The organism is Sorangium sp. So ce296 (genome assembly GCF_051529605.1).
Taxonomy (GTDB): domain Bacteria; phylum Myxococcota_A; class Polyangia; order Polyangiales; family Polyangiaceae; genus Sorangium; species Sorangium cellulosum_D.
Map to the genome: position 1 here is coordinate 9713954 of NZ_CP150325.1, position 21580 is coordinate 9735533.

The window sequence follows — 21580 nt, forward strand, 5'->3', positions numbered from 1 at the left end:
CGGGTCGCCGGGTCAGCCGAACGCCTCGGCGACGACGCGGGCGACGTCGGCGTGCGCGGCGTTCCGCGCGTCGGCGCTCGCCGACGGCGCGTCGACGAAGCACGCGATCACGATCGGCGCGCGCGACGGGCGCCACGCGACCGCGACGTCGTTCGCGATGCCGTTGCCCGTCCCGGTCTTGTCGCCGATGACCCAGTCCTTCGGCAGGCCCGCCCGGAGGCGGGCGAGGCCGGTGGTCGCCCGGACCATCCAGGAGGCGAGGCGCTCGCGCGACACCCGCTGGAGCGCGCGATTGCCGACCAGGATGGCTCGAAGCGTATCGGTCATGGCGTCGGGGGTCGTCGTGTCGCGGAGATCGCCGGGCACGTTCTCGTTGAGGGCGGGCTCGTTGCGGTCGAGGCGCGTCACCTCGTCGCCGAGGCCGCGGACGTAGGCGGTCAGCCCGGCGGGGCCGCCGATCTGCGCGAGGAGCAGGTTGGCGGCCGTGTTGTCGCTGATCTCGACGATGGCGGCGCAGAGCTCCTCGACGGTCAGGCCGCCCTCCGCGAGCCGGGCGCGCGTCACCGGTGCGTGCTCGAGCAGATCGGACGCACGATAGGTGACGCGGTGATCCAGCCTGAGCTGGCCCTGGTCGGCGCGCGCGAGGACGCACGCCGCGAGGAGCGCCTTGAAGGTGGAGCACATCGCGAAGCGCTCGGCGGCGCGGTGACCGACGCGCGCCCCGGTCGCCGTGTCGAGGGCGGCCACGCCGACGCGGCCGCCGAGCTGCGCCTCGATGCGCGCGAGGGCCGGCGCGGCTTGCGCGCGCGGCCCGGGCGAGGCCGCTGGCGAAGCGGCGGCCTGCGCGCCCGCCGCCGCTGGGGATGGCGCCGCCGGGGCCGCGCTCGAGGCTCCGGCGCCGGCCGGTTGCGGCTGCTGCGCTCCGGCGCAGCCGAGGAGGAGGACGGAGGCGGCTCCACCGAGGAAGCCGCGGCGTGAGGATCGAGGGTGGTCTTGCATGCGGGCTGCCGTACGCCCGAGGAGAGAAGCTCATTCCCGAGAGGAGAGGAAAAGGCCGGGATCCCGGGCACTCGTCAAGGTCGACCCGCGGCCGCCTCGGCGGGCTCTCCCAACCATGCGCGCGCCAGCGCCAGGGTGCGGGTGTTCTCCGGAACGTTCTCGAGGAAGCTCTTCCTGTAACTGGGGTCAGCGATCTTGTGGCCGATCGCGAGCAGGTGCGCTCGGGCCGTGGCAATGGCGGCGCGCGCGGCTGCTCGATCCCCCATGGCGTGGAGGGCCTCCGCGTGGGCGAGGCGCACGAACGCGCCGCGGAACATTCCGCATGCACCGCCCATGTCCTCGACGCGAGCGAGCGCTACTTCCGCAGCAGCGAGGGCTTCGGCGGCGCGACCTTGAGAGCGCCGGAGGGCCGAGAGCGTCCCCAGCGCGCCGGGATGGTCCATCGGAGACGCCTCCGCCAGGAGCTCCAGCGCCGCCACGAGCTCGCGCTCGGCGCCCTCGAGGTCTCCGGCGCGGCGGCTCACCTCCGCGAGCGCCCAGCGGCCTCGGCCCTCGTCGAGGGGGACGCGGTGCTCGCACCCGAAATCGCGGAGCTCCACGGCTGGCTGGCGGGCCTCGTCGTGCGCGCCGCGGTCGGCGCGCAGCCACGCCAGGCTGAAGCGACGAAACGCGCTGAATACGGCGAGGCCTGTGTCGACGAACGGCGCCAGCCCCGAGAGGACCTGCTCGGCGGCGAGCGGCGCGCCGAGGTGCCATAGGCACATTCCTTTCGCCAGGTGGGCGACGCCGATGTCGGACTCGTGATTGACCGATTGAGCGCGAGCGAGATCCATGGCGCGATCCGCGTCGTCGACGCCCTCGCCACGGTTCTCCGGTTACGCATGCGTATGTCCAGCAGATAGTCGACGAGTGGAGCGTTCTGCCGATCGACGTTCAACGGGCGCTGATCCACGCCTTCTCCTCGAAAGTCGAGGCAACGAAGGATAAGCAGATAAGGACCACATGGCGCGATCCCTCGCAGATATCAGTGGCGTATGGTGCGCAGGAGCTGCCAGCGCTCCGCCCAGCGCCGATCGCCGCTGCGCTCCCGGTCCCCTCGACCGTCGCCTCTCTGTCCCCGAATGTCGCAGCGCTCCCTGCTCCATCGATGTCCGCGCGTGACTATCTCGCGCTCGTCGGAAAGTGCCCCCAATCCGGTCCGGGGTCGGTAAATCTAGCCCGGCGTGTTGCTGATCCGGTTCTGCATGGAGGCCGGGTGGTATTGTTTTCAATTAGAGTCATCCTGATAGGGTTGCCACATGTCTTGTTTAGCAAGGAAGGGTTTTGCGATGCAAAAGACTATTACAAGAAAAAAACGATCGTTTTTACCATTGCCGCACTCGCGGTCGGCATATACGGGTGTGTTGCTGAGCCACTCGGCGAAGGCGCGTGGAATGATGAAGAGAATGTTGACGCAGCGGAACAGGCAGTCGTCTCGTGCACCGGCACCGGCTGCAACGGGAAGGACCCTGTTGCGATGGGCTGCTACGCCGACGCAGTAACACCTACGAATTCTTCGCTCGCACGCAAATATATCCGCGATTCGGCAACCGGAGCAACGCTCGGGTACGTCGAGATGCGTTATTCGATGGCATGTAGCGCGCAATGGGGACGCGTGTGCAACTACGGTATCGTAACCTATGCCAAAGCCGCATTGTGTAGCAAGGACGATGCCATTGCCTACTCGGCGCCTGTTTACAAGACCGACACTTTGGTAAACACAACTATGCGCGCAACGCCCAACAGCGGATATCGTGTGGATGGTGCCATTGAACCATGCTTGGGGGACGGCTGTGACTACACAGTCCCCCACGATGGCGGATGGAACTGGGTAGTCTGGTGATCGGCGTTCTGGTCGAGGACTGAGCCGGGCGGCCGCTGTTCAGTACCGCGGGGTGTGCGTCAACCAAGTGGTGGACGAACAGCACCCACACAGGGATCTGCCGCGCCGCGCACGATGCCGCTTGACAGCGGCGGCGGCACCATTCCTCCCGGTATGCGCTTCGACCTCTACGACCGGAGCGGCGGAGAGGGGCCGCGCCGAGTTCGCGCCCGCGCTTTTCATCGCCGGCAGCACTCCTGCGCTCGGCCAGATGGGCGACGGCGCTACGCTCGCCCTCGAGCTGCTCGTTGCCAGCGTTATTCCTGCGCTCGGCCGCGTGTAGAGCCACAGCCGAGCTGACAGACCTCCGCCTCGACATTTGTGGCGGCCCCGAGCGTGCCGAGGTGGATGACGGCGGCCGCAAGTTCGCGCGCGGCGACCTCGACGTCGGCTAGGCGCAGAGCGGCCCCCGGCCCGAAGCCCGCGCCGCGGCGAGGGACCGCGCCGATCGGCTCCGGGGCCATGTGCTCGACGGCGGCCGCGCCGAGTTCCTCCTTGTCGAGCTGCTGGATGGGCGCCACCCGAGGGGGGTAACCCGGCGAAGCACGGACGTAAACCCGGCGGGTGATCACCCTGCTGTAAGGACGAGCCCTTGCACCGAACGTCGTCCTTCCCCAGCGAAAAATTGCCTTCCGAAGCGATCGTTCCGAGCCTCCAGAAAATTTGATCTACCCGTGATTGAGCCGAGGTGTCTCGGTTCACCTAGACGGCGTACCTCGACGCGGGGGACAGGAGAGAATCGATGCATCGAGCTGCCGTTGTTCCGTGTTTCGCGATCTTATGGTCGGTCCTCGGCTTGACCGTCGGTTGTGGGAGTGACGCTGCTCCGGGGCAAGATGGCACGCCCGGCGAGGCGGGTGGCGCGCCTGCCGCGGGCAGCGGCGGGGACGCATCCGCGGGCAGCGGCGGGGACGCATCCGCGGGCAGCGGCGGGGACGCATCCGGCGGGATCACGTCGGGCGGAGGGGACGGCGGCGGCGGATCGGGCGCGGGAGGCGCCACGGGAGCCGGGGGCATCGCGGAGGGAGACTGCGCGGCGCCTCCGGCGTTCGATCCCGATCTCCTCGCGCGCTGCTCCGGAGACAAGGCCCTGACCTGCTCGTTCGGTGGGCCTACAGGCGACTACGATGTCACCCTGCTCGTGGGCGGCAAGACGGTGGTCACGGCGGAGTCGCGGCGCTTCATCTGGGAAGGCTCACCTGCGGACGCTCCGCAGTGCGTGAGGTTCACCGTCAACGTGCGGAAGCCGGAGGGACAGCCCATCCAGGACGTCGACCCCGGGATCGATGGGTTGAACTTGTGGATTGGTGGGGAGGCGCCCGACCTGCGAGGTGTCAGCGTGGCGCCCGCGGACCCATCTACCGTCGTCGTTTATCTCGCGGGCGACTCGACAGTATGCGACCAGGCTCCTCAGCTGGACCAGGAGCCGCATGCTCGCTTCACGGGCTGGGGACAGCGGCTGCCCGCGTTCTTCGGTCCGGGGATCTCCGTCACGAACTACGCGGACTCCGGCGAGGGCACGGCGGCGTTCCGGACCGACGGCGGCGCCCTGTGGAATCGCATCTCGAGAGGCCTGAAGGCCGGCGACTACGTGTTCGTCCAGCTCGGCCACAACGACAAGACGACGTCCGCGGCGACGTACCGCTCGCGCATCGAGGGGATCGTCGACGCGACGAAGAGCGCGCGCGCCAACCCGGTGCTGGTGTCACCCATGGTGAGGAACAACGGAGAGCCGCTCGAGCGACAGCACATCTATAACGATCTGAATGTCCGGCAGGTGTTGCTTCAGATCGCCAGCGACAAGGGGATCCCCTTCATCGACCTGATGGCCGCCAGCGCCGCGTGGGTGGACAGCATCGGGCGAGCACAGGCCAGAGCCTTCTACGTGGACGGCGACGCCACGCACTCGAACGAAGACGGGGCGAGGGTGTTCGCTGAGCTCGTCGTCGAAGGCATCCGGGCGAAAGTTCCGGAGCTCGCCGTGCGGCTGCGCGCGCTCGACGGTGAGCCTTGACCGCTCCTGGAACAGTCCGGCGGGCTCCCGTCGCGCCCGGGCGCGACGAACAAGCTGGGCATCCCGGATTGTTGATCTGGGACGTTGTATCGGTCTCCTCAGCGGTGTAGTGTGAGCGCCGCTCAGAGCCCATCCCGACAGGATTGCCGAGCCGATAGCTCAGCTCGACCTGGAATTCGGAGGCAGTTCGGCGCGCGGAGGCCCAGCAGAGCCAGGTCGAGCGCGGCGAGCGCCTGGACGTCCGGAGGACACGAGAGCTGGGCCATCGGCGACCAGACCTGTGAGACGGGCTCTCGTATCGAACCGTGAGCGACGGACGATGGTCGTCGCTGACCGTCACCGAGAGGTTCTGGACCATGATGCAGAAGTGCGCGCGCCATGCGCCGGGCGCAATCGCGGCCGTTCCTTCGACCATGCTGGCTGCTGGCCCTGTCGGCTGCGGGGGATCCGACGACGATCCCCACGGGGGTCGGGGGAGCGCCCATGAGGGCGGCGGCAATGAAGGCGGCCGCGGCGGCGAGGGGGGATCGGCAACGCAGGGGGCAGCGGCAACGACGGCGGCGGCGGCGAGGGCGGCGGCGGCAACGCGCCGACGCCCATCGACCAGCTGGCGCTGACGCCGCCCATGGGGTTCAACAACTGGAACGCCTTCGGCTGCGCCGTCAACGAGGAGCTCATCAAGGAGACGGCGGACTTCTTCGTGGAGTCCGGGCTGAAGGATCTCGGCTACACGTACGTCAACATCGACGATTGCTGGGCGCTCAGGGAGCGCGGCGCGGACGGCAAGCTGGTGCGCGATCCCGAGAAGTTCCCGAACGGGATCAAGGGCCTCGCCGACTACGTGCACAGCAAGGGCCTGAAGCTCGGGATCTACGGCGACGCCGGCACCAAGACGTGCGCGGGGTATCCGGGCAGCCTCGGCCACGAGCAGATCGACGCGCAGACCTGGGCCGCGTGGGGCGTCGACTACCTGAAATACGACAACTGCTACAACGAGTCCGACGGCTCGCAGGAGGACTACATCCGGCGCTACACCGCCATGCGCGACGCGCTCGACCAGGCCGGCGGCAACATCGTGTACTCGATCTGCGAGTGGGGCCAGTCGAGGCCCTGGGAGTGGGCCGTCGGCGTGGGGAACCTCTGGCGGACCACCGGAGACATCAGCGACAACTGGTCCAGCCTGCGATCCATCATCGACGCCAACGTCCGGCTCGCGCAGTATGCCGCGCCCGGGCACTGGAACGACCCGGACATGCTGGAGAGCGGGAATGGCGGGATGTCGCTGACCGAGTACCGCACGCACATGGGGATGTGGGCGATGATGGCTGCGCCGCTGATCATCGGCACCGACCTGCGCACGGCCACCGCGGAGACGCTCTCGATCCTGAGCAACAAGGAGATCATCGCCATCGACCAGGACCCGCTGGGCAAGCAGGCCGCCGGTCAGCCCCGCGCCGGCCCCGGAGACGCAGGCGCCCGCGCTGAGCGTCGGGGCCACGCTGGGCACCCTGATCTCCGGGCACCCCGAGGGAGCGACGCTGACCACCGAGGTGAAAATCCAGGGTATCAGCGATGCCGCGGCGGTGACGGTCGATGTCACGGCGCCGGAGGGCTGGGGTGTGGTCGCGGAGAACGCGAGCTCGAGCGCGCTCCTGAGCAGCGACGCGTCGCTGGGGACGGCGTGGACCATCCACGTGCCCGAGGGCACCCCGGCCGGCCGTTACACGATCCTCGTGACGACGACCTACGCCGGGGGCGACGGCGGCTAGATCTCCCTCTCGAGCGAGATCGTCAGCGTGGTCGTGGCGGCGCCGCGCGACGGCGCGACACACCTGAGCAAGCTCTTTCCGTTCAGCTCCGAGAACGCGATCGGCCCGGTGGAGCTCGACGCGAGCAACGGGAACGAGGCGCCCGGAGGCGGCAACCTGATCACCCTCGGAGGAGAGGTCTACACGAGGGGGCTCGGCACCCACGCCGCGAGCGAGATCGTCTATTATCTCGGCGGGCGCTGCTCGACCCTCACCACCGATGTGGGGATCGACGACGAGGTCAGAAGGCGGGTCGGCCTCGTTCACCGTCGATGCCGATGACGCCGTGGTGGCGGAGAGCGGTCCCATGACGGGCGCCGACGAGGCGAAGACGCTCACGGCGGACGTGACCGGCGCGACGTGGCTGCGGCTCGTGGCGGCGCCGGGCGACGCCAGCGCCAGCGATTACGCGGACTGGGCGTCTAGCGTCGTCGTGTGCGGCGGGAGCAGCGAGCCGACGACGCCGGAGCAGACCATCTTCTCGTTCGAGTCAGGGACCGAGGGCTGGGGCATCGCGAACGCCGACACCGGAGGCACCGTCAGCCGCTACCGCGGTCGACGCCTCGCCCTCTTCCGCGGCGTCGGCGTCCATCGCCGGATCGATCGCGCACGCGCCGGCCAGGGTGGCGGCGACGACGATGAGCAGGAGTGAAGTGAAGAAGTTCGCATAAGACATCCTCCAGGGATCGCGGCGCACGTGGCGAGCCCACGGCTCGCTGGTCGCCGGTCGCCCTCTGGTCCGGGCGGTTCACCTGCCGTCGCGACCGGGAGCGAGGGAACGATCTGTCCTCACCTGGTTGCGCGACCGGCGCCGACTCAATCATCGGAAACGACGAAGAGGACGCTTTTCCTGACCGACTGGAAGATTCGGAGCTCACCGGAACGGCGACGTCCTCCCGCCGGTCGCGTGCGCCGCTGACGCGAGGCCAGCGCTCTTCGCCACAGCGCCCACGTGGCCACGATCCTCCGTGCGCGGCGCTCCCTCGCCGTCGAGCGCGCTGCGGTGCCAGGTCGAAGCATCGCTCTGCCGTCTTCTCATGCATGCAGGGAGGGAGCCGACGCAGCGGTGCCGGCGACGAGGAGCGCGGGCGCGAGCTCGGCGCGGCCCCTCTCCGCCGCTCCGGTCGTAGCGGTCGAAGCGCATGCCGGAAAGAACGGTGCCGGCGCTCGCGTAGCCGTCGACGGTGTATCAATCCATTTTTTCAGTAAGTCTGGATTGGTGCGCCTCGCGGTCAACCGCCTCGAAAAAAAGCACCTGCTCGTGATTGGTTCGAAGGGGGAGCCGACACAGGGGCGTCATGGGCAAGACAGCACCCCCCGAAGCCGCACGGACCTGCCTGAAGATTCCAGCTCTCATCGCGTCGCTCGCCGTGCTCACCGTGGCCGTATCGTGCTCCCCGAGCGATCCGAGCCCTTTCGTGGACGCCACGGCAGCGGGGAGCGGCGGCCAGGGGGGGAGCGGAGGCAGCGCGACCGCGGGCCCGGGGGGCGGATCGTCGAGCAGCAGCGGCGGCACGGGGGACGTGGGCGGGAGCGGGGGCTCACCGAGCGAGCCACGCCCCACGGTGACCGCCGCTCCGGGCACGGAGCTCGTCAGGATCGACACGGACGCGCTCCACCAATCGTTCGAGGGCTGGGGGACCAGCTTGTGCTGGTGGGCAAATCACGTGGGCGGGTGGGACGAAGCCAAGCGCAACGCGGTCGTCGAAGCGGTCGTCGATCCGGTGAGCGGCCTCGGCTACAACATCTTCCGCTACAACATCGGTGGAGGGGAGAACCCGTCCCACGAGCACATGAAGGAGCATCGCGAGATGCCGGGGTTCCAAGGCGCCGGCGGGACCTTCACGTGGGAGAACGACGAGCGCCAGCGCGCCATCCTCCTGCGCATCGCGGAGCGCGGAACGGACCTGATCTTCGAGGCGTTCTCCAACTCTCCCCCGTACTGGATGACGAGCAGCGGGTGCGCCTCGGGCAGCAGGAGCGGCGGAGACAACCTCAAGGCCGACCACTACGACGACTTCGCCCACTACCTCACCGAGGTCGTGCGTCATTACAGGGACGAGCACGCGATCACCTTTCGCACGCTGGAGCCGCTGAACGAGCCTTACGCCAACTGGTGGAAATCGGATGGCTCCCAGGAAGGTTGCCACTTCGACCGGGCGAGCCAGGAGAAGATCATCCGAGAGGTGGCCGCGCAGCTCGCCAGCAAGGGCCTCGACGAGACGGTGGTCAGCGCGTCGGACGAGAACAGCATGGATGATGCCGTCCGGAACATCGGCGCGTTCGGCTCGGATACGCTCGCCGCTTTCCAGCAGCTCAACGTCCACTCTTACGCGGGCAGCCGGCGCAAGGAGCTCCGACAGCTGGCGACCGAGCTCGGCAAGCGGCTGTGGCAATCGGAATCCGGACCACTCGGGCAGAGCCTGAGCGACGACACCGACGCGGCGCTGTTCATGGCGGAGCGCATCATCCGGGATCTGCGTGAGCTGCAGCCGGAGGCCTGGGTGGATTGGCAGTCGGGCGATCCGTCGCGCAGCTGGGCGAGCTTCACGCTGAACGACCGCGAGCAGTCCTACGCGCCCATCAAGCGCTTTTACATGCATGCCGGCTTCAGCCGTTACATCCGGCCCGGCGCGACCTTCGTCGAGGTCGACAGCGAGGACATGGTGGCCGCGGTCAGCGCCGACGGGCGCGCTCTCACGCTCGTGGTGCGCAACGGCGATCGCGGCGCGAGCCGCGGCTACACGCTCGATCTCACGCGGCTCCCCACGGTCGGCCTCGCGGCGGAAGCGCACCGCACCTCGCGCACGGAGGACCTCGCGCGGCTCCCCGACATCGCGATCGAAGACTATCGCTTGGTGGTCACCGTCCCGGCCTTTTCCATCACCACCTTCGTTATTCCGATGCCTTGATTTCGCCCTGGTGCGCCATTCATGATGGCAGCGGCGGGGCGGGTGGCATCCCGCTCGCGAGCGGGGGCACGACTTCTGCGAGGTCTGCTCGAGGAGGCGAGCAGCAGCGAGCATCGATTCCTCGGTCTCGACCGACCAGCCGACGATCTTGCGGCTGTAGACGTCCACGATCAGGTACAAGAAGTAGAACGCTCCGCGCACCGCGCTCTTCAGGTAGCACCACACCTGATTGGGCCTCTTGGCGACGAGCTCGCGAGGACAATGGGCGCGTGCCGGTCGAGCCGGATTGCGGTGTGCCAACAGCCCCTGCTCGCGCAGAATGCGGTAGAAGCTCGACTCCGGCACTCGGCGGTGACGCGGCGCGGTGCGCCGGACTGCAACATGTCTGATCATCCTGCGTCTCTTCGCGGCGTGCGTTTGACCAGAAATCTGCCATGGAGTGCTAATCGACTGGAGATCGACTGGAGGGTGAGCCGTTTCGGAGGCGAGCCGCTACTGTCAGATGCCCTCTGCGACGGCCGACCTGCTGGTCGCCTGGCCATCCTTGCGGAGCTGCCGTCGCGAGGCGTCGAAGCTGCGCCATTCTCTCTCGAGGCGCCCGCGCCATCGCAGGGGCGCGCTCGCGGAGCGGATGCGTTCACACGAGGAGATGAACACGATGAGATTTATCTTACGGACTTGCGCAGGGATTGTCCTTTGCGCGCTCGCAGCCGCCTCATGCACCGGGGTGCTCGGCGGCTCGGGTGACGCCGAGGGGCGGCCTGGCGGCTCCGCGGCTCCTGACCCGAGCTTCGACGAGACCCCGGCGGACCCCACCTCCGCGGGCGTCAAGGTGCTCCGCCGGCTCAGCGGGCGCGAGTACCTCAACACCGTCCGTGACCTGCTCGGGGACACCACGCTGCACCTCAACGATGTGCCCGTGGAGAACGACGACCCGGTCCTCGCCTACCATCTGCCCGGCCCGATCGACAAGCTGAACGCCGAGCTGTTCCGCGACGCAGCCGAGAAGCTCGCCGCGAACGCGGCGCCACGCCTGAGCGCGCTCGTGCCGTGTGACGCGCAGAGCGCCGGCGAGGAGCAGTGTGCCCGGAAGTTCGTCACGGAGTTCGGGCTGAAGGCGTACCGGCGCCCCGTCTCCGCCGACGAGGCGGACGCGCTGATGCGCCTCTACCAGACCGGGCGAACGGATATCGAGCTCGATTTCAACGGAGCGATCGTCCTCCTCATCGAGGCGATGCTGCAGTCGCGAGGATTCCTCTACCACTGGGAGAACGGGCCGGCGCCGGCGATCGTCGAGGGGGCGACCGTGAAGCTCGACGGCTATGCGGTCGCCAGCCGTCTCTCGTACTTCCTGTGGGGGACGATGCCTGACCAGGCGCTGCTCGATGCCGCGGCCACGGATCGGCTGGCGAGCGCCGAGGACGTGGCCCGAGAGGCGCGCCGGATGCTGGGCGACGCGAGGGCGCGCGACGCCGTGGCGGATTTCTTCGATGACTGGCTCGACATCTCGTCGTCCGCGCGCAAGCCGAAGGACCCCGACCTCTACCCCGAGTTCGGCGATCCGCTGAAGCGCGCGATGGTAGAGGAGGTGAGGCGCTTTGTCGCCGGGGTCGTCTTCGATGGGAGCGGGCGCCTCGAGGAGGTGCTGACCGGGACGAGCTCGTTCGCGAACGGGCCGCTCGCTGCGGTCTATGGAGTGGGCGGGCCGACGGGCGACGAGATGCAGCCCGTGTCGCTCGATCCCACCCAGCGCTCGGGCGTCCTGACATCGCCTGCGTTCCTGACCGTGACGGGCGCGGCCGGCGGCTCACACCCGGTCCGGCGCGGGAAGGCCATCCTTTACCAGCTCCTGTGTCAGACGCTCCCGCCGCCGCCGAACGACATCCCGGAGCCGAAGAGGCCGGATGAGGGAGGTACCACGCGAGAGCGCTTCGCGGAGCACTCTCAGCTGGCGTGCGCGAAGGGCTGCCACGCGTTCCTGGATCCGCTCGGATTCCCGTTCGAGAGCTACGACGGCATCGGACGCTTCCGGACCACGGACAACGGAGAGCCGGTCGACGCGACGAGCACCGTCGAGCTGGACGGTCAGGTCCACGCCGTGGCCGACGCGCGCGGGCTCAGCCAGGTGCTCGCCTCGAGCGAGACGGTCCACAGCTGCTTCTCCAAGCAATGGCTGCGCTATGCGCTCGGTCGGGGCGAGACGGGGGACGACAAGGCCTCGTTCGAGTCGGTGGTGGATGCCTTCGAGGGCGCCGATCAGGACATCCGCGAGCTGATGGTGGCGCTGGTGAGCTCACGTACGTTCCGCTTCCGGGCGATCATGGAAGGAGAGGTGCTGCAATGAACCAGGCGCGATTCTCACGGCGAGCACTGCTCCAGGCGCTGGGCGTGGGGGCGGCCATGCTGCCGCTGCTGCACGCCGAGCGCGCGGCCATGGCGGCGCCGAGCGCGTTCCCGAAGCGCCTGATCGCCGTGACCTGGACCAACGGCATCTTCCAGAAGAACTGGCTGCCGGGCAACGACGACCTGAACGCGGCGCGCCTCCCGACCATCCTGGAGCCGCTCGAGAGCTGGAAGTCCAAGGTGCTGATCCCCCAAGGGGTCGACCTGAAGGTGATGCTGGACGCGAACCGGACGTACGACGGGCACTTCAGCTATGGCGCGCTCCTCACCGGTGTGAGCCCCGCCCCCGGGGTCAGCGACGGCGTCGCGCCGTCGATCGATCAGATCATCGGAGACGATCTCAGGAGCAAGGGGGTGAGTTCGCCGCAGCTCAACCTCGGCTGCCGCCCCTATGGCTTCTCGACGAGCTGGGCGGGGCGGAATCAGAAGAACAACGCCGAGACGGATCCCTACCGCCTCTTCAACAAGCTCTTCGGAGGGGCGAGCCTGCCGGCAGCCCAGATCGACAAGCTGCGCAAGCGCCGGCAGAGCGTCCTCGATCTGGTGGGGACCGACCTCGAGCGCTTCGGCCAGCGCCTCGGGACGGAGGACCGGCTGAAGGTGCAGGCGCACCTGGACTCGATCCGCGCGATGGAGCTGGACCTCGCGGCGGCGGCCTCGCAGCGCGTGTGCATGCCGCCCGCGATGGGCGAGGGGGAAATCAACTACAATAACATCAACGACTATCCGAAGCACGTCGACCTGATGATGAAGCTGGCCGCGGCAGTCGTGAAGTGCGACCTGGCCCGGACGGTCACCCTCGATCTCATCGACGACGGCGGGGGCAACAGCCTCACGTTCCCGTGGCTCGGCATCGGCAGCCCCGACTACCACGCCATCGCCCACGAGGGCGAGAACAACGCGGCCCAGAAGACAGCGATCGATCGGTGGTTCTACGAGCAGGTCGCCACGCTCGTGGCGCAGCTCGCCGACTCCTCCGAGGGGGACGGGAGCGCGCTCGACAACAGCGTCGTCGTCGTCGCCAACGACATGAACGAGGGGAACTTCCACGCCGTCAACAACATCCCGTTCCTGCTCGTCGGAAGCTGCGGGGGGTTCTTCAAGACCGGGCGGAAGGTCAAGCTGGGGGGCATGCCGCACAACAAGCTGCTCGCCACGCTCTGCCACGCGATGGACGTCCCGGTGAGCAGCGTCGGCGCGGGCTACAGCGGAGACTGCGACGCGTTCTTGAAGGCTTGACCGGCAAGCGAACCTCCGGGGCGATTCGCTCGGGTCGCACACCGGTGCTCCCGAGAGCGGAGCGCCCGCGCAGCGCACCGACATGAGCGAGCGCTGCGACACCCTCGCCGTCCACACGGGTGTCGATGCGGTCATCACGACCGCGTCAGCTCACCTCTTGCACTCGAGATATCCATCCTTGTTCGTGATATCGCGGGTGCACTCGAAGGGGTTCAAGGGGGTCTTGACATCACCCCATGACAAAAGTACCAGGGCTGGTCCGCTCGCTTGGCTCTCCGAGAGCCGGAGGTCTACCATGCATCGTATTCACGCTGTGAGTCTTACCTTGGCCCTCGTTGCATTCCACGTGGGCTGCAATTCAGCCTCCTCGGACTCGAGCTCCGGTGGAGGCGACGGAAGCGGTGGCGCGACCAGCACCGGTACGACCGGCACCGGCGGGGCTGGCGGCGACGGCGGGGGCGTCACGAGCAGCTCGTCGAGCGACGACGGCGGGAGCCTCACGAGCAGCTCGTCGAGCGGCGGCGGGCAAGGCGGCTCGGGCGGCTCGGGCGGCGGCGAGACGCCCCTGACGGGCTGCGCGTCCGGCAGGTACATCCTCTGCGAGGATTTCGAGGACACCGACGTGGGCGGCGTTCCGCAGGGCTGGACCAAGCATGGTGAGCCGGTCGCGGTCGCTGACGATCAGGCCGCGCACGGCACGCACGCGCTGAAGATGGGCCCCGTCGCGAACGGGGAGCGGCGCATCTATCACGATGCTTCTCAGCTCGGGAGCGGGCACTGGGGCCGGATCCGCTACCGGGTGCAGCAGCCGGTGCCTGACGCGTTCGTCCATTCGACGCTCGTCGCGCTGTACGGCAGCGGCCCCACGACGGGCCCCCAGGAGGTCCGCGTCGTGGACACGGTGAAGGAAGACAAGGACGGCTGGAACAATGACGGCAACGGGTCGCACATCCAGTACCTCTACAACGTGCAGCCCGCGGGGGCGGAGTTCGGCAAGGGGAGCACGTACGATTGGTCCTATGGTGACCAGTGGCACTGCGTCGAGTGGCACATCGACGGTCCAACGCAGCGCTACGACTTCTACCTGGACGGCGAGCTCCTCGACCAGATCAGCATCGCGAACGGGCCGGGCAACTACTCGGGCTCGGAGATCCCGGACGCGTTCAGCGAGGTCCGGATCGGGTGGAACAACTACCAGAGCGCGCCGCCGGGGTTCACGGCGTGGATCGACGACGTCGCGCTGGACGATGAGCGGATCGGCTGCGAGGAGTGAACGGCCGCGCCGAGCGACGTGCTGGTGCGCGTACGCTTCGGAGAGCCGCAAGCGGCCATGTCCATGGCGATGGCTGGGCGGTTACGTTGGGGCCTGCGTTGGGACTATGGCTTCCGAGGGAACACGATCCCGGATCACGCTCCCTTGCAACCTCGCGGAAAGCGACGGATCGCAACGGTTCGCCCTCGCGGAATCGTCCCGCCAGGGACGGTCCGAAGCCGCGCCCTTGAAGACCCGCGACCGCCAGCACCGGCACAGGCGCACGCCCATGGCCCCGTACAGCTCCCCCGGATTCCCCGCGCTTGCCGCGTAGCTGCCGGACACAGCAGCCAACCTTCCGGAATCACTCAGGAATATTTCTGCGTCTCCGAATTGTTTCCCCCTTGCAGCACACCTCGCCGAATACGCTGGCCGCGCGCAGCAGCCGCCGCGCCTCGGGGTCGAGCCGCGACAGGCGTGCTTCCACCATGGCGAGCACGGTCTCGGGCAGCGCCTCACCACGGCCCTCGGCCACCGCCCGGATGAGCTCTTCCAGGTAGAACGCATGCCCGCCGGCGAGCGCCACGATGCGCTCCAGCATCTCCCGGCCGATGCTCGCGCCGAGCGCCTGCCGCACCAGCCGCTCGCACGCCTTGCGCGGCAGCTCCTTCAACCGGATCTCCTGCGTCTGGCGCTCCGCCCACAGCCGGGGAAAGGCCTCATGCACCTCGGGCCGGGCCAGCGCGAGCACCATCCAGGGCATGGCGCGCAGATCGCGCAGCGCTGCGTCGAGGAAGCTCACCGTGGGCTGGTCGCCCCAGCGGAGATCCTCGAGCACGAGCAGCGGCGGCGAGCGCCGGAAGCCGGCGGGCGCGACCGGGCGAGCGTGCCGCGCCGGAACGGCCGGGCTCATCGCGCCTGCGCTCCCCGATGCTCTGCCGCGATGCGCGGCGGGCGCCGGTCATCGGATGCGGCATGGATGCGCAGCGCGCAAAGGCGAGGCCCGGCGCCCTCCGCCTGCTCGCAGCGCTGCTCCTCGCAGCGCCCCTCCTCTGGACGAGCTGCGGCCGGCCGTCCGCTCGGGTGCCCGCGGCGCGCCGCGTAGAGCCGCGCGTGCGGGCCGTCCTGGAGGCGCACGTCGCCGCCGCGCGCGCGGGCTCGGTCCCGCTGCTGCTCGTCGCCGACGCTGCGACGAGCGCGCCCGCGAAGGGCCCGCCGCCAGCGAAGGGCCCGTCCGGCGCGACGCCGCCGCCGGAGGCCGTCGTGTCCTCGGGCGTGCCGTTCCCGCCGGGCGCGCTGCGCGACGTCCGCCTCCTCCGCCTGCGCGACGGCCGCGGCGCCCAGGTCCCGCTGCGCGCGAAGCCGCTCGCGGTCTGGCCGCTGGACGGCTCGATCCGCAGCGCGCTCGTCGCGTTCCGGGCCGCGCTCGCGCCGGGCGAGCGCGCGATCTACACGCTGGAGCACGGCGCTCCCCCGCGCCCCGCGCAGAGCCCTCCGCCCGGCGAGCCCCCGGCGGGCGCGCCCCGGCGCCGCGCCAAGGCGACCTCCCCCGGGCAGCGGGCGGACGCGCCGGGCATCGAGGGCGCCGTGCTCGACGAATCGCTCCTGCCGGACCCGGACGGCCCGATCGCCGCGGTGCTGCCGCCCTCGTGGTACGCGGCGAGCCAGGTGTGCGGGCCGCAGCTCCCCGCCATCGACGACCGCCGTTTCCCCGGGTTCGAGAGCGGCATCGAGGGCGCGCTCGCCCGCATGACGCCCGCCTACGACGCGTACGGGGTCAGCTGCGCGGGCGCGCACCGCACCTACTACGACGGCCCGCATGCGCTCTACCAGCGCTTCCTCCGGAACGGCGACGCCGCCCGCTACCGGCGCGCGCGCGCCGAGGCCGTCTGGTACCGGCAGCACGAGCTCCGGTTCTCGCCCGACCGGCGGCTCGCGGTCCACGTCTGCGAGAAGGAGGACTGGACCCCCGCGGCGCCCCTCTCCTGGCAGGTCCTCCGGCGCATGCTCGGCCAGGGGATGCTCGACGACTACCTGCTCACCGGCGACCCGGCGGCGAAGGAAGCGGTCCTCGCGATGGGCGAGGCGCTCCGGCTGAACCTGCCCGCGCTCACGGGCGGCAAGGAGGACGTGCTGCGCGCGACCGAGCGCAACATGGCCTGGGCGATGATGACGCTGTCGAGCTACTACGCGCTCGACCCGCGGCCGGAGCTCCTCGCGGCGCTGCGCGGCCTCGCGGATCGCACGGTGGCGTGGCAGCGGCAGGGCGCGTCGGGCGCCTTCGAGCACGACCTCAACCGCGCGGACCCGTCCGAGTGTGAGCGCGGCCCGCGCGGCGGCTCGCCGTTCATGACCGCGCTGCTCGTCGACGCGCTCATGGATTACCGCGCGCTCACCGGCGACCCGCGGGTCCGCGACGTGGTGGCGCGCGCGGCGGGCTGGCTCGCGGAGCGCGCGATCACCTCGGACCGGCGCGCGCTCCGGTACCTCTGGGGCTGCGAGACCGACGCGTACGACGACAGCGGGACCGCCGACCTCAACCTGCTGATCGTGCCCGTGTTCGGCGCCGCCTACGCGCTGACCGGCGAACCGCGGTGGATCGACGTGGGAGACGCGCTGGCCGACGTCGGCGTGAAGGAGATGTGGGTGAAGCAGCCCAAGCACTGGAACCAGGCGATGCGCGCGTTCGGGCGCTACCTCGGGTACCGGGCGGCGCTCGCCGGCCCGGTGGCGGAAGGGCGGCTGTCCGCCGGGCGCTGAGCGGTGCGCGCTAGCCCGCCGGGCGGAGCCGGAAGGCGCCGCACTCCGGGTGCTCGATGCGCCCGGCGAAGAGCGAGCCGTCCAGCGCGAGATCGCCTTTCATGCTGACGGTGACGTAGTTGGGAGGGCGCTCGAGCCAGGCGCCGGGCGAGAACGTCGCCGTGCGCGTCTCGGGGTCGTAACGGCCGCGCATGAGGTACTTCCCGGACGCGCCGGACGCGGCATGACGGAAGTCGAAGACGGCCTTGATCCGGTCGCCCTGGACCTGAAGGATCCGGAACGTCATTTCGGTCGTGCCCTGCGGACAGTCGTAATCGCCGATCCAGGTGCGCGTCCGCGCGAACGGGTTGTCGCCGCGGGCCTCGTCCGGCACCCAGTCGTCCGCGGCCACCGCGGCTCCCGCCGCCGGGGGCGGATCGTGGATGACGATGTAGACCGTCTCGGCGGGGGGCGGCGGCTCCGGGGCGCGCGGCTCGGCCAGGGTGGGCGCGGGGCCGCAGGCGGCGAGCAGGAGGGCCGCGCAGGGGGCGCGGCGCAGGGCAGAGCGCCGTTCGGGGACAAGGGCGTTCGCGGTACCCATGGGCGGGAGGGTACCACAGGGGCGCGCGGCCGGAGCCAGCGCCGGCGCGCCAGGCGGGCGGCGGCGCGCCGCGCGATCAGCCGGGGAAGGAGCGGTACAGCGAGCTCATGTTCCGCGCGTACGTGTCGGCGTGCGCGGTGTAATAGCGCAGCCGCGAGAGCTCGAAGGCGGCGCCCGCGGCGTCTCCCGCGTCGAAGCGCGCCAGCGCCGGCTGGTAGTGCTTGCCCATGAGCCGCCAGTAGTCGGCGGCGCCGTCGAGCGCCTCGGCGTGGGCGCGAAAGCGCATGTCCACCTGCTTCCACAGGTCGGGATTGCGCTGCACCCGCTCGGCGACGCGGATCACGTAATACTGCCCGGGCCACTGGCCGAATCCGGTGATGTTGCCCAGGTTGTAGTTCCACACCTTCTGCCCGCGTCCGTTCTCGATGGCCACGTGCGCCCACGCGCAGGCGAGGCGCGCGCGGCTCGGGTTCTCCTGGAAGACGAGCTCGTGGCTGTGCTCCAGCACCGCCGAGAGCTCCGCCTCGGAGAGCGGCGTGGCTTGCTTGGGCACCTCGCGTGGGGGCAGGGCCTCGCCGCTCCGCGCCTCGGCGGCGCTCCAGGTGAGGGGACCGACGATGCCGTCCGCCCCGAGGCCGTGCCGCTTCTGCCACTGGCGCGTGAGCCGCTCGGTCACGCCGCCGAAGATCCCGTCCTGATCGACCCCGATGATCCGCTGCCAGGCGACGACGTCGTCGCCCCGCGAGCCGAGGCGCAGGATCTGGCGGACGACGGGGCTCGGCCCCGGCTGCCCGCTCGTCGAGGCGTGCTCGGCCTGCTCGAGCGCGTCGGCGCCGACGGGCGGATCGGCCGGTCTCGTCGGGTCGGCCCCGGGGCCCTCCAGCCAGGGGCGGATGTGCTGGCGGAGCACCCTCGGCAGGACCTCGCGCTGCTGGAGGATGTGCGCCTCGGCGTCGATGGCCTTGCTGGCGTACGAGTAGATCCAGAGCTGCCCATCGTTGCGCACCGCGGGCGCGTCGACGGGGCCCGCGGCGTCGAGGGGCCACTCCGTGGCCTGGCGGAGCACCGTCGCGGTGGAGAGGAAGGGCGCCTCGGGCGACCTGAGCTGCTCGACGTAGCTCTGCTGGGTGTGCGTGGCCACGACGAGCAGCTCGCCCCGACGGGCGCGCGCGAACGCGTCGCGCCACACGTCGATCTGCCACGCGACCGGCGGCTTGCTCGCGTGGGTGCCGTCGACGAGCACCAGGGCGGCGACGGCGCCGTTCGCCTGCGCCTTCTCGAGCAAGCGGGATCGCACGCCGCTGCAGCCGAGAGAGTACCCGGCGAGGACGATGCGGCCGAGGGTGGGGCGGTGCAGCCGGTCGCGCACGGCGGCGGTCACCGCGTCGAGGCTCTCGGCGGGCTTGCCGGTGGCATAGGCGACCACGCACGGCGCGGGGCCGAGGGCGTCGCGCAGCGCGGCGTCCATGTGAGGGCCGACGAGGTAGCAGAGGACGAGATCGCGGGGCTCACCTGAGCCCATCTGGACGATGCGCATGGTGGATTCCTTTCCTCGATGAGGGCCGGCTCAGGCGCGAGCTCGGGGCCTTGCAGGTACGGCCACCACCCCCCGATGGATTCACCATCAGATCACGACCACGGGCGTCGGGCGTCAAGGCTGTAGCTGGCGAAGGAGTCGTGCTGGTGTCCTGAACGGCCTGGGTTCGGGGGCCGTGGATGGGTGGAATCGGCAGGCCAGGGGAGAGGTGCGGCGCCATGCCAGCGAGAGGCGCGGGCGAGGTGGGTGCGTCGAAGAGGCCGCGGATCTGCGCCTCGCCACCGCGCAAGAGACGGACCGCACGGAAGTGTGATTGGCCGCACGTGAGTGTGCCTCGACCTCGCGCGCCCTCCTGGCAGGCGCGGACCCGCGTGAGGCGCTTGACGATCGGCGTTTCGCGTCTATCTTGAGCCCCGCTGCTGCGGTGTGCGCCTCCCTCGTGCGCGCGCCGGGTCCAAACCGGGGGAGAGTGAGCCGCGGCCCCTTCGCGCGATCGCGTCGGCCGCGTGCGTCTTCGTGAATTGGACAGCAGCATGGTTGGCAAATTGCATCTCGATGCGGTGGTGCGTCGCGTGGATGGCGCGACGGCCCGCATCGACAATCTGTTCGGGATCCCGATCACCCTCGTGGCGCGGGAAGATGTCGTCGTCGAGGCCGACGGCATCGAGGAGCTCCTCCGTTTCGCCTCGCTGGAAGGCACGCTGCGCGATCTGCGCGCGTGGGAGAAGGCCGGCAGGATCGCCCCGTTCTGGGGCGGCGCGGCCGGCGAGATCCGGTCCATCGTGCTCACGCCCGATTTTCATAAGGGCGCGGGCATCCCCGTGGGCACGGTCGTCGACGCGCGCGGGTTCGTGGTGCCGCAGGCGGTCGGCAACGATGTCTGTTGCGGCATGCGCCTGCTCGCGACGGACGTCGATCGGGACGAGCTCGCGCCGCACGTCGGCGCCCTGAAGAAGCGGCTCCGCGCCATCTTCTTCCAGGGACAGCGCGATATCCCCATGTCGCCGCGCCAGCGCGCGGCGATGCTCCGCGACGGCCTCGCCGGGCTGCACGAGACGGCGGCGGACAACGCCCGCACCGGCCTGTGGAACCATTACGATCCGCGCGCGCAACGCGAGGATCTCGAGCGCGTGCACTTCCACGGCGCGCTGCCCGCGCGCGGGACGTTCGCGTTCGACGCGTACATCCAGGCGTCGGGCCGCGCCGACGGGCGCGACGTCCAGATTGGCACGGTCGGCGGAGGCAACCACTTCGTCGAGATCCAGGCCGTGGACGAGCTCGTCGACGGCGGGACGGCGCGCGCGTTCGGGCTGACGAAGAACGCCGTCACGATCATGGCCCACGCGGGCTCCGTCGGGCTCGGGCACGCGGTCGGCGGCTACTTCAACGAGCGCGCCCGCGCGCTGTACCCGGCGGGGGTGCCCCACCCGGCGCACGGCTTCTATGTGCTGCCGGCGGTGGGGCCCCACGCCCGCGAGGCCTCGGTCTACCTGGATGCGATGCGGAACGCCGCCAACTTCGCGTTCGCGAACCGCCTCTTCCTGGGCCTCATGGTGGTGCGCGCGCTGCAGGAGGTCCTCGGCCGTCGGGTCGCGAGCTCGCTCGTGTACGATGCGCCGCACAACCTCATCTGGGAGCCCGACGGCGCCGAGCCGCGCTACTTGCACCGCAAGGGCGCGACGCCGGCCGGGGGACCGGAGGGGCAGGGCGGGGTGTTCGCGTACACCGGTCACCCGGTGATCATCCCCGGCTCGATGGGCGACGCGAGCTGGGTGCTCGCCGGCGAAGGCCACGCGGAGCTGCTCGCGAGCGCGTGCCACGGCGCGGGCCGCAGCCTCACGCGCGGCCGCTCCGCGCACGCCGACGAGGACCTCTACCGGCGCGCCGTCGAGAAGCTGCATGTCGTGACGCCCCTCGATCCGGATGCGCCGAGCGTCCGGCGGCGGCGCGACATCCTCGCGAAGTACCACCAGCGGATGAAGGAGGAGGCGCCGTATGCCTACAAGCCGATCACGCCGGTCGTCCGTTCCGTCGAGGATGCCGGGATCGCGCGGCGCGTGGCGCGACTCTGGCCGCTCGTCACGGTCAAGGGATAGGGCGCGCTCCGTACGATAAGCGAAACGACCACGCCGCAGGCAGGCCATGAAGCCGCGCA

Annotated in this window: 14 protein-coding genes and 2 pseudogenes; 10 read left to right on the forward strand and 6 right to left on the reverse strand. The window is 70.1% G+C overall.

Translation table 11 applies throughout. From position 1 onward, the window contains the following. Positions 1–12: 12 nt before the first annotated feature. Both bla and WME98_RS36030 read right to left on the reverse strand, forming a co-directional pair. The gene (gene bla / locus WME98_RS36025) at positions 13–999 is read right to left on the reverse strand and encodes a class A beta-lactamase (protein ID WP_437946166.1); all 987 of its coding nucleotides are present in this window, start codon (positions 997–999) and stop codon (positions 13–15) included. A gap of 74 nt (positions 1000–1073) precedes the next feature. Then, a complete protein-coding gene (locus WME98_RS36030; RefSeq protein ID WP_437946167.1) occupies positions 1074–1832 on the reverse strand; it encodes a hypothetical protein in 759 nt (252 codons plus the stop codon). A gap of 422 nt (positions 1833–2254) precedes the next feature. Here WME98_RS36030 and WME98_RS36035 point away from each other — a divergent pair, with 422 nt between their 5' ends. Then, a complete protein-coding gene (locus WME98_RS36035; protein WP_437946169.1) occupies positions 2255–2881 on the forward strand; it encodes a DUF2690 domain-containing protein in 627 nt (208 codons plus the stop codon). A 296-nt stretch (positions 2882–3177) separates the two neighbouring features. On the opposite strand, the gene WME98_RS36040 is transcribed toward WME98_RS36035, so the two are convergent. Continuing rightward, positions 3178–3441: a hypothetical protein gene (locus WME98_RS36040; protein ID WP_437946171.1), complete on the reverse strand. Its 264-nt coding sequence runs from the start codon at positions 3439–3441 to the stop codon at positions 3178–3180. Between the two features lie 275 nt (positions 3442–3716). Between WME98_RS36040 and WME98_RS36045 the strand changes: the two genes are divergently transcribed. The 7 genes and pseudogenes from WME98_RS36045 to WME98_RS36075 all read left to right on the forward strand — a co-directional run bounded on the left by WME98_RS36045 (position 3717) and on the right by WME98_RS36075 (position 14569). Then, a complete protein-coding gene (locus WME98_RS36045) occupies positions 3717–4934 on the forward strand; it encodes a rhamnogalacturonan acetylesterase (RefSeq protein WP_437946172.1) in 1218 nt (405 codons plus the stop codon). Positions 4935–5559: 625 nt separating this feature from the next. Continuing rightward, positions 5560–6619: pseudogene (locus tag WME98_RS36050) on the forward strand (glycoside hydrolase family 27 protein); the annotation flags it as partial. A 192-nt stretch (positions 6620–6811) separates the two neighbouring features. Continuing rightward, positions 6812–7394 (forward strand): annotated as a pseudogene (locus WME98_RS36055) (NPCBM/NEW2 domain-containing protein). A 646-nt stretch (positions 7395–8040) separates the two neighbouring features. After that, positions 8041–9654 carry a glycoside hydrolase family 30 protein gene (locus WME98_RS36060; RefSeq protein WP_437946173.1) on the forward strand — a complete coding sequence of 538 codons (1614 nt, stop codon included), beginning with the start codon at positions 8041–8043 and terminating at the stop codon, positions 9652–9654. A 727-nt stretch (positions 9655–10381) separates the two neighbouring features. Further along, positions 10382–11998: a DUF1592 domain-containing protein gene (locus tag WME98_RS36065; RefSeq protein WP_437946174.1), complete on the forward strand. Its 1617-nt coding sequence runs from the start codon at positions 10382–10384 to the stop codon at positions 11996–11998. Continuing rightward, entirely contained in the window at positions 11995–13296 is a 1302-nt protein-coding gene (locus tag WME98_RS36070) for a DUF1552 domain-containing protein (RefSeq protein WP_437946175.1), read from the forward strand. Before WME98_RS36065 ends, WME98_RS36070 begins: the two co-directional genes overlap by 4 nt. A 325-nt stretch (positions 13297–13621) precedes the next feature. Further along, entirely contained in the window at positions 13622–14569 is a 948-nt protein-coding gene (locus WME98_RS36075; RefSeq protein WP_437946176.1) for a hypothetical protein, read from the forward strand. A gap of 343 nt (positions 14570–14912) precedes the next feature. Here the strand turns inward: WME98_RS36075 and WME98_RS36080 are convergent, their stop codons facing one another. Next, on the reverse strand, positions 14913–15350 hold the full coding sequence (locus tag WME98_RS36080; protein ID WP_437946177.1) for a hypothetical protein: 438 nt from the start codon (positions 15348–15350) through the stop codon (positions 14913–14915). Positions 15351–15523: 173 nt separating this feature from the next. On the opposite strand from WME98_RS36080, the gene WME98_RS36085 reads away from it, so the two are divergent. Further along, complete coding sequence (locus WME98_RS36085; protein ID WP_437946178.1) at positions 15524–17308, forward strand: hypothetical protein; 1785 nt, start codon at positions 15524–15526, stop codon at positions 17306–17308. A 10-nt stretch (positions 17309–17318) separates the two neighbouring features. Here the strand turns inward: WME98_RS36085 and WME98_RS36090 are convergent, their stop codons facing one another. Then, positions 17319–17888 (reverse strand): hypothetical protein, encoded by a 570-nt coding sequence (locus WME98_RS36090; RefSeq protein WP_437337193.1) that lies wholly within the window; start codon positions 17886–17888, stop codon positions 17319–17321. 76 nt (positions 17889–17964) lie between these two features. Then, the gene (locus WME98_RS36095) at positions 17965–19425 is read right to left on the reverse strand and encodes a peptidoglycan-binding protein (RefSeq protein WP_437946179.1); all 1461 of its coding nucleotides are present in this window, start codon (positions 19423–19425) and stop codon (positions 17965–17967) included. Positions 19426–19958: 533 nt separating this feature from the next. Here WME98_RS36095 and WME98_RS36100 point away from each other — a divergent pair. Continuing rightward, positions 19959–21521, forward strand: a complete 1563-nt coding sequence (locus WME98_RS36100) for an RtcB family protein (RefSeq protein WP_437946181.1) — start codon at positions 19959–19961, stop codon at positions 21519–21521. Positions 21522–21580: the final 59 nt, after the last annotated feature.

Excerpts from the sequence above, each read along its gene's own strand:
- WME98_RS36070 (WP_437946175.1), top strand. The coding sequence starts at position 11,995 with ATGAACCAGGCGCGATTCTCACGGCGAGCACTGCTCCAGGCGCTGGGC.
- WME98_RS36085 (WP_437946178.1), top strand. The coding sequence starts at position 15,524 with ATGGATGCGCAGCGCGCAAAGGCGAGGCCCGGCGCCCTCCGCCTGCTC.
- WME98_RS36100 (WP_437946181.1), top strand. The coding sequence starts at position 19,959 with ATGGTTGGCAAATTGCATCTCGATGCGGTGGTGCGTCGCGTGGATGGC.
- WME98_RS36060 (WP_437946173.1), top strand. The coding sequence starts at position 8,041 with ATGGGCAAGACAGCACCCCCCGAAGCCGCACGGACCTGCCTGAAGATT.
- bla (WP_437946166.1), bottom strand. The coding sequence starts at position 999 with ATGCAAGACCACCCTCGATCCTCACGCCGCGGCTTCCTCGGTGGAGCC.
- WME98_RS36090 (WP_437337193.1), bottom strand. The coding sequence starts at position 17,888 with ATGGGTACCGCGAACGCCCTTGTCCCCGAACGGCGCTCTGCCCTGCGC.
- WME98_RS36095 (WP_437946179.1), bottom strand. The coding sequence starts at position 19,425 with ATGCGCATCGTCCAGATGGGCTCAGGTGAGCCCCGCGATCTCGTCCTC.
- WME98_RS36030 (WP_437946167.1), bottom strand. The coding sequence starts at position 1,832 with ATGGATCTCGCTCGCGCTCAATCGGTCAATCACGAGTCCGACATCGGC.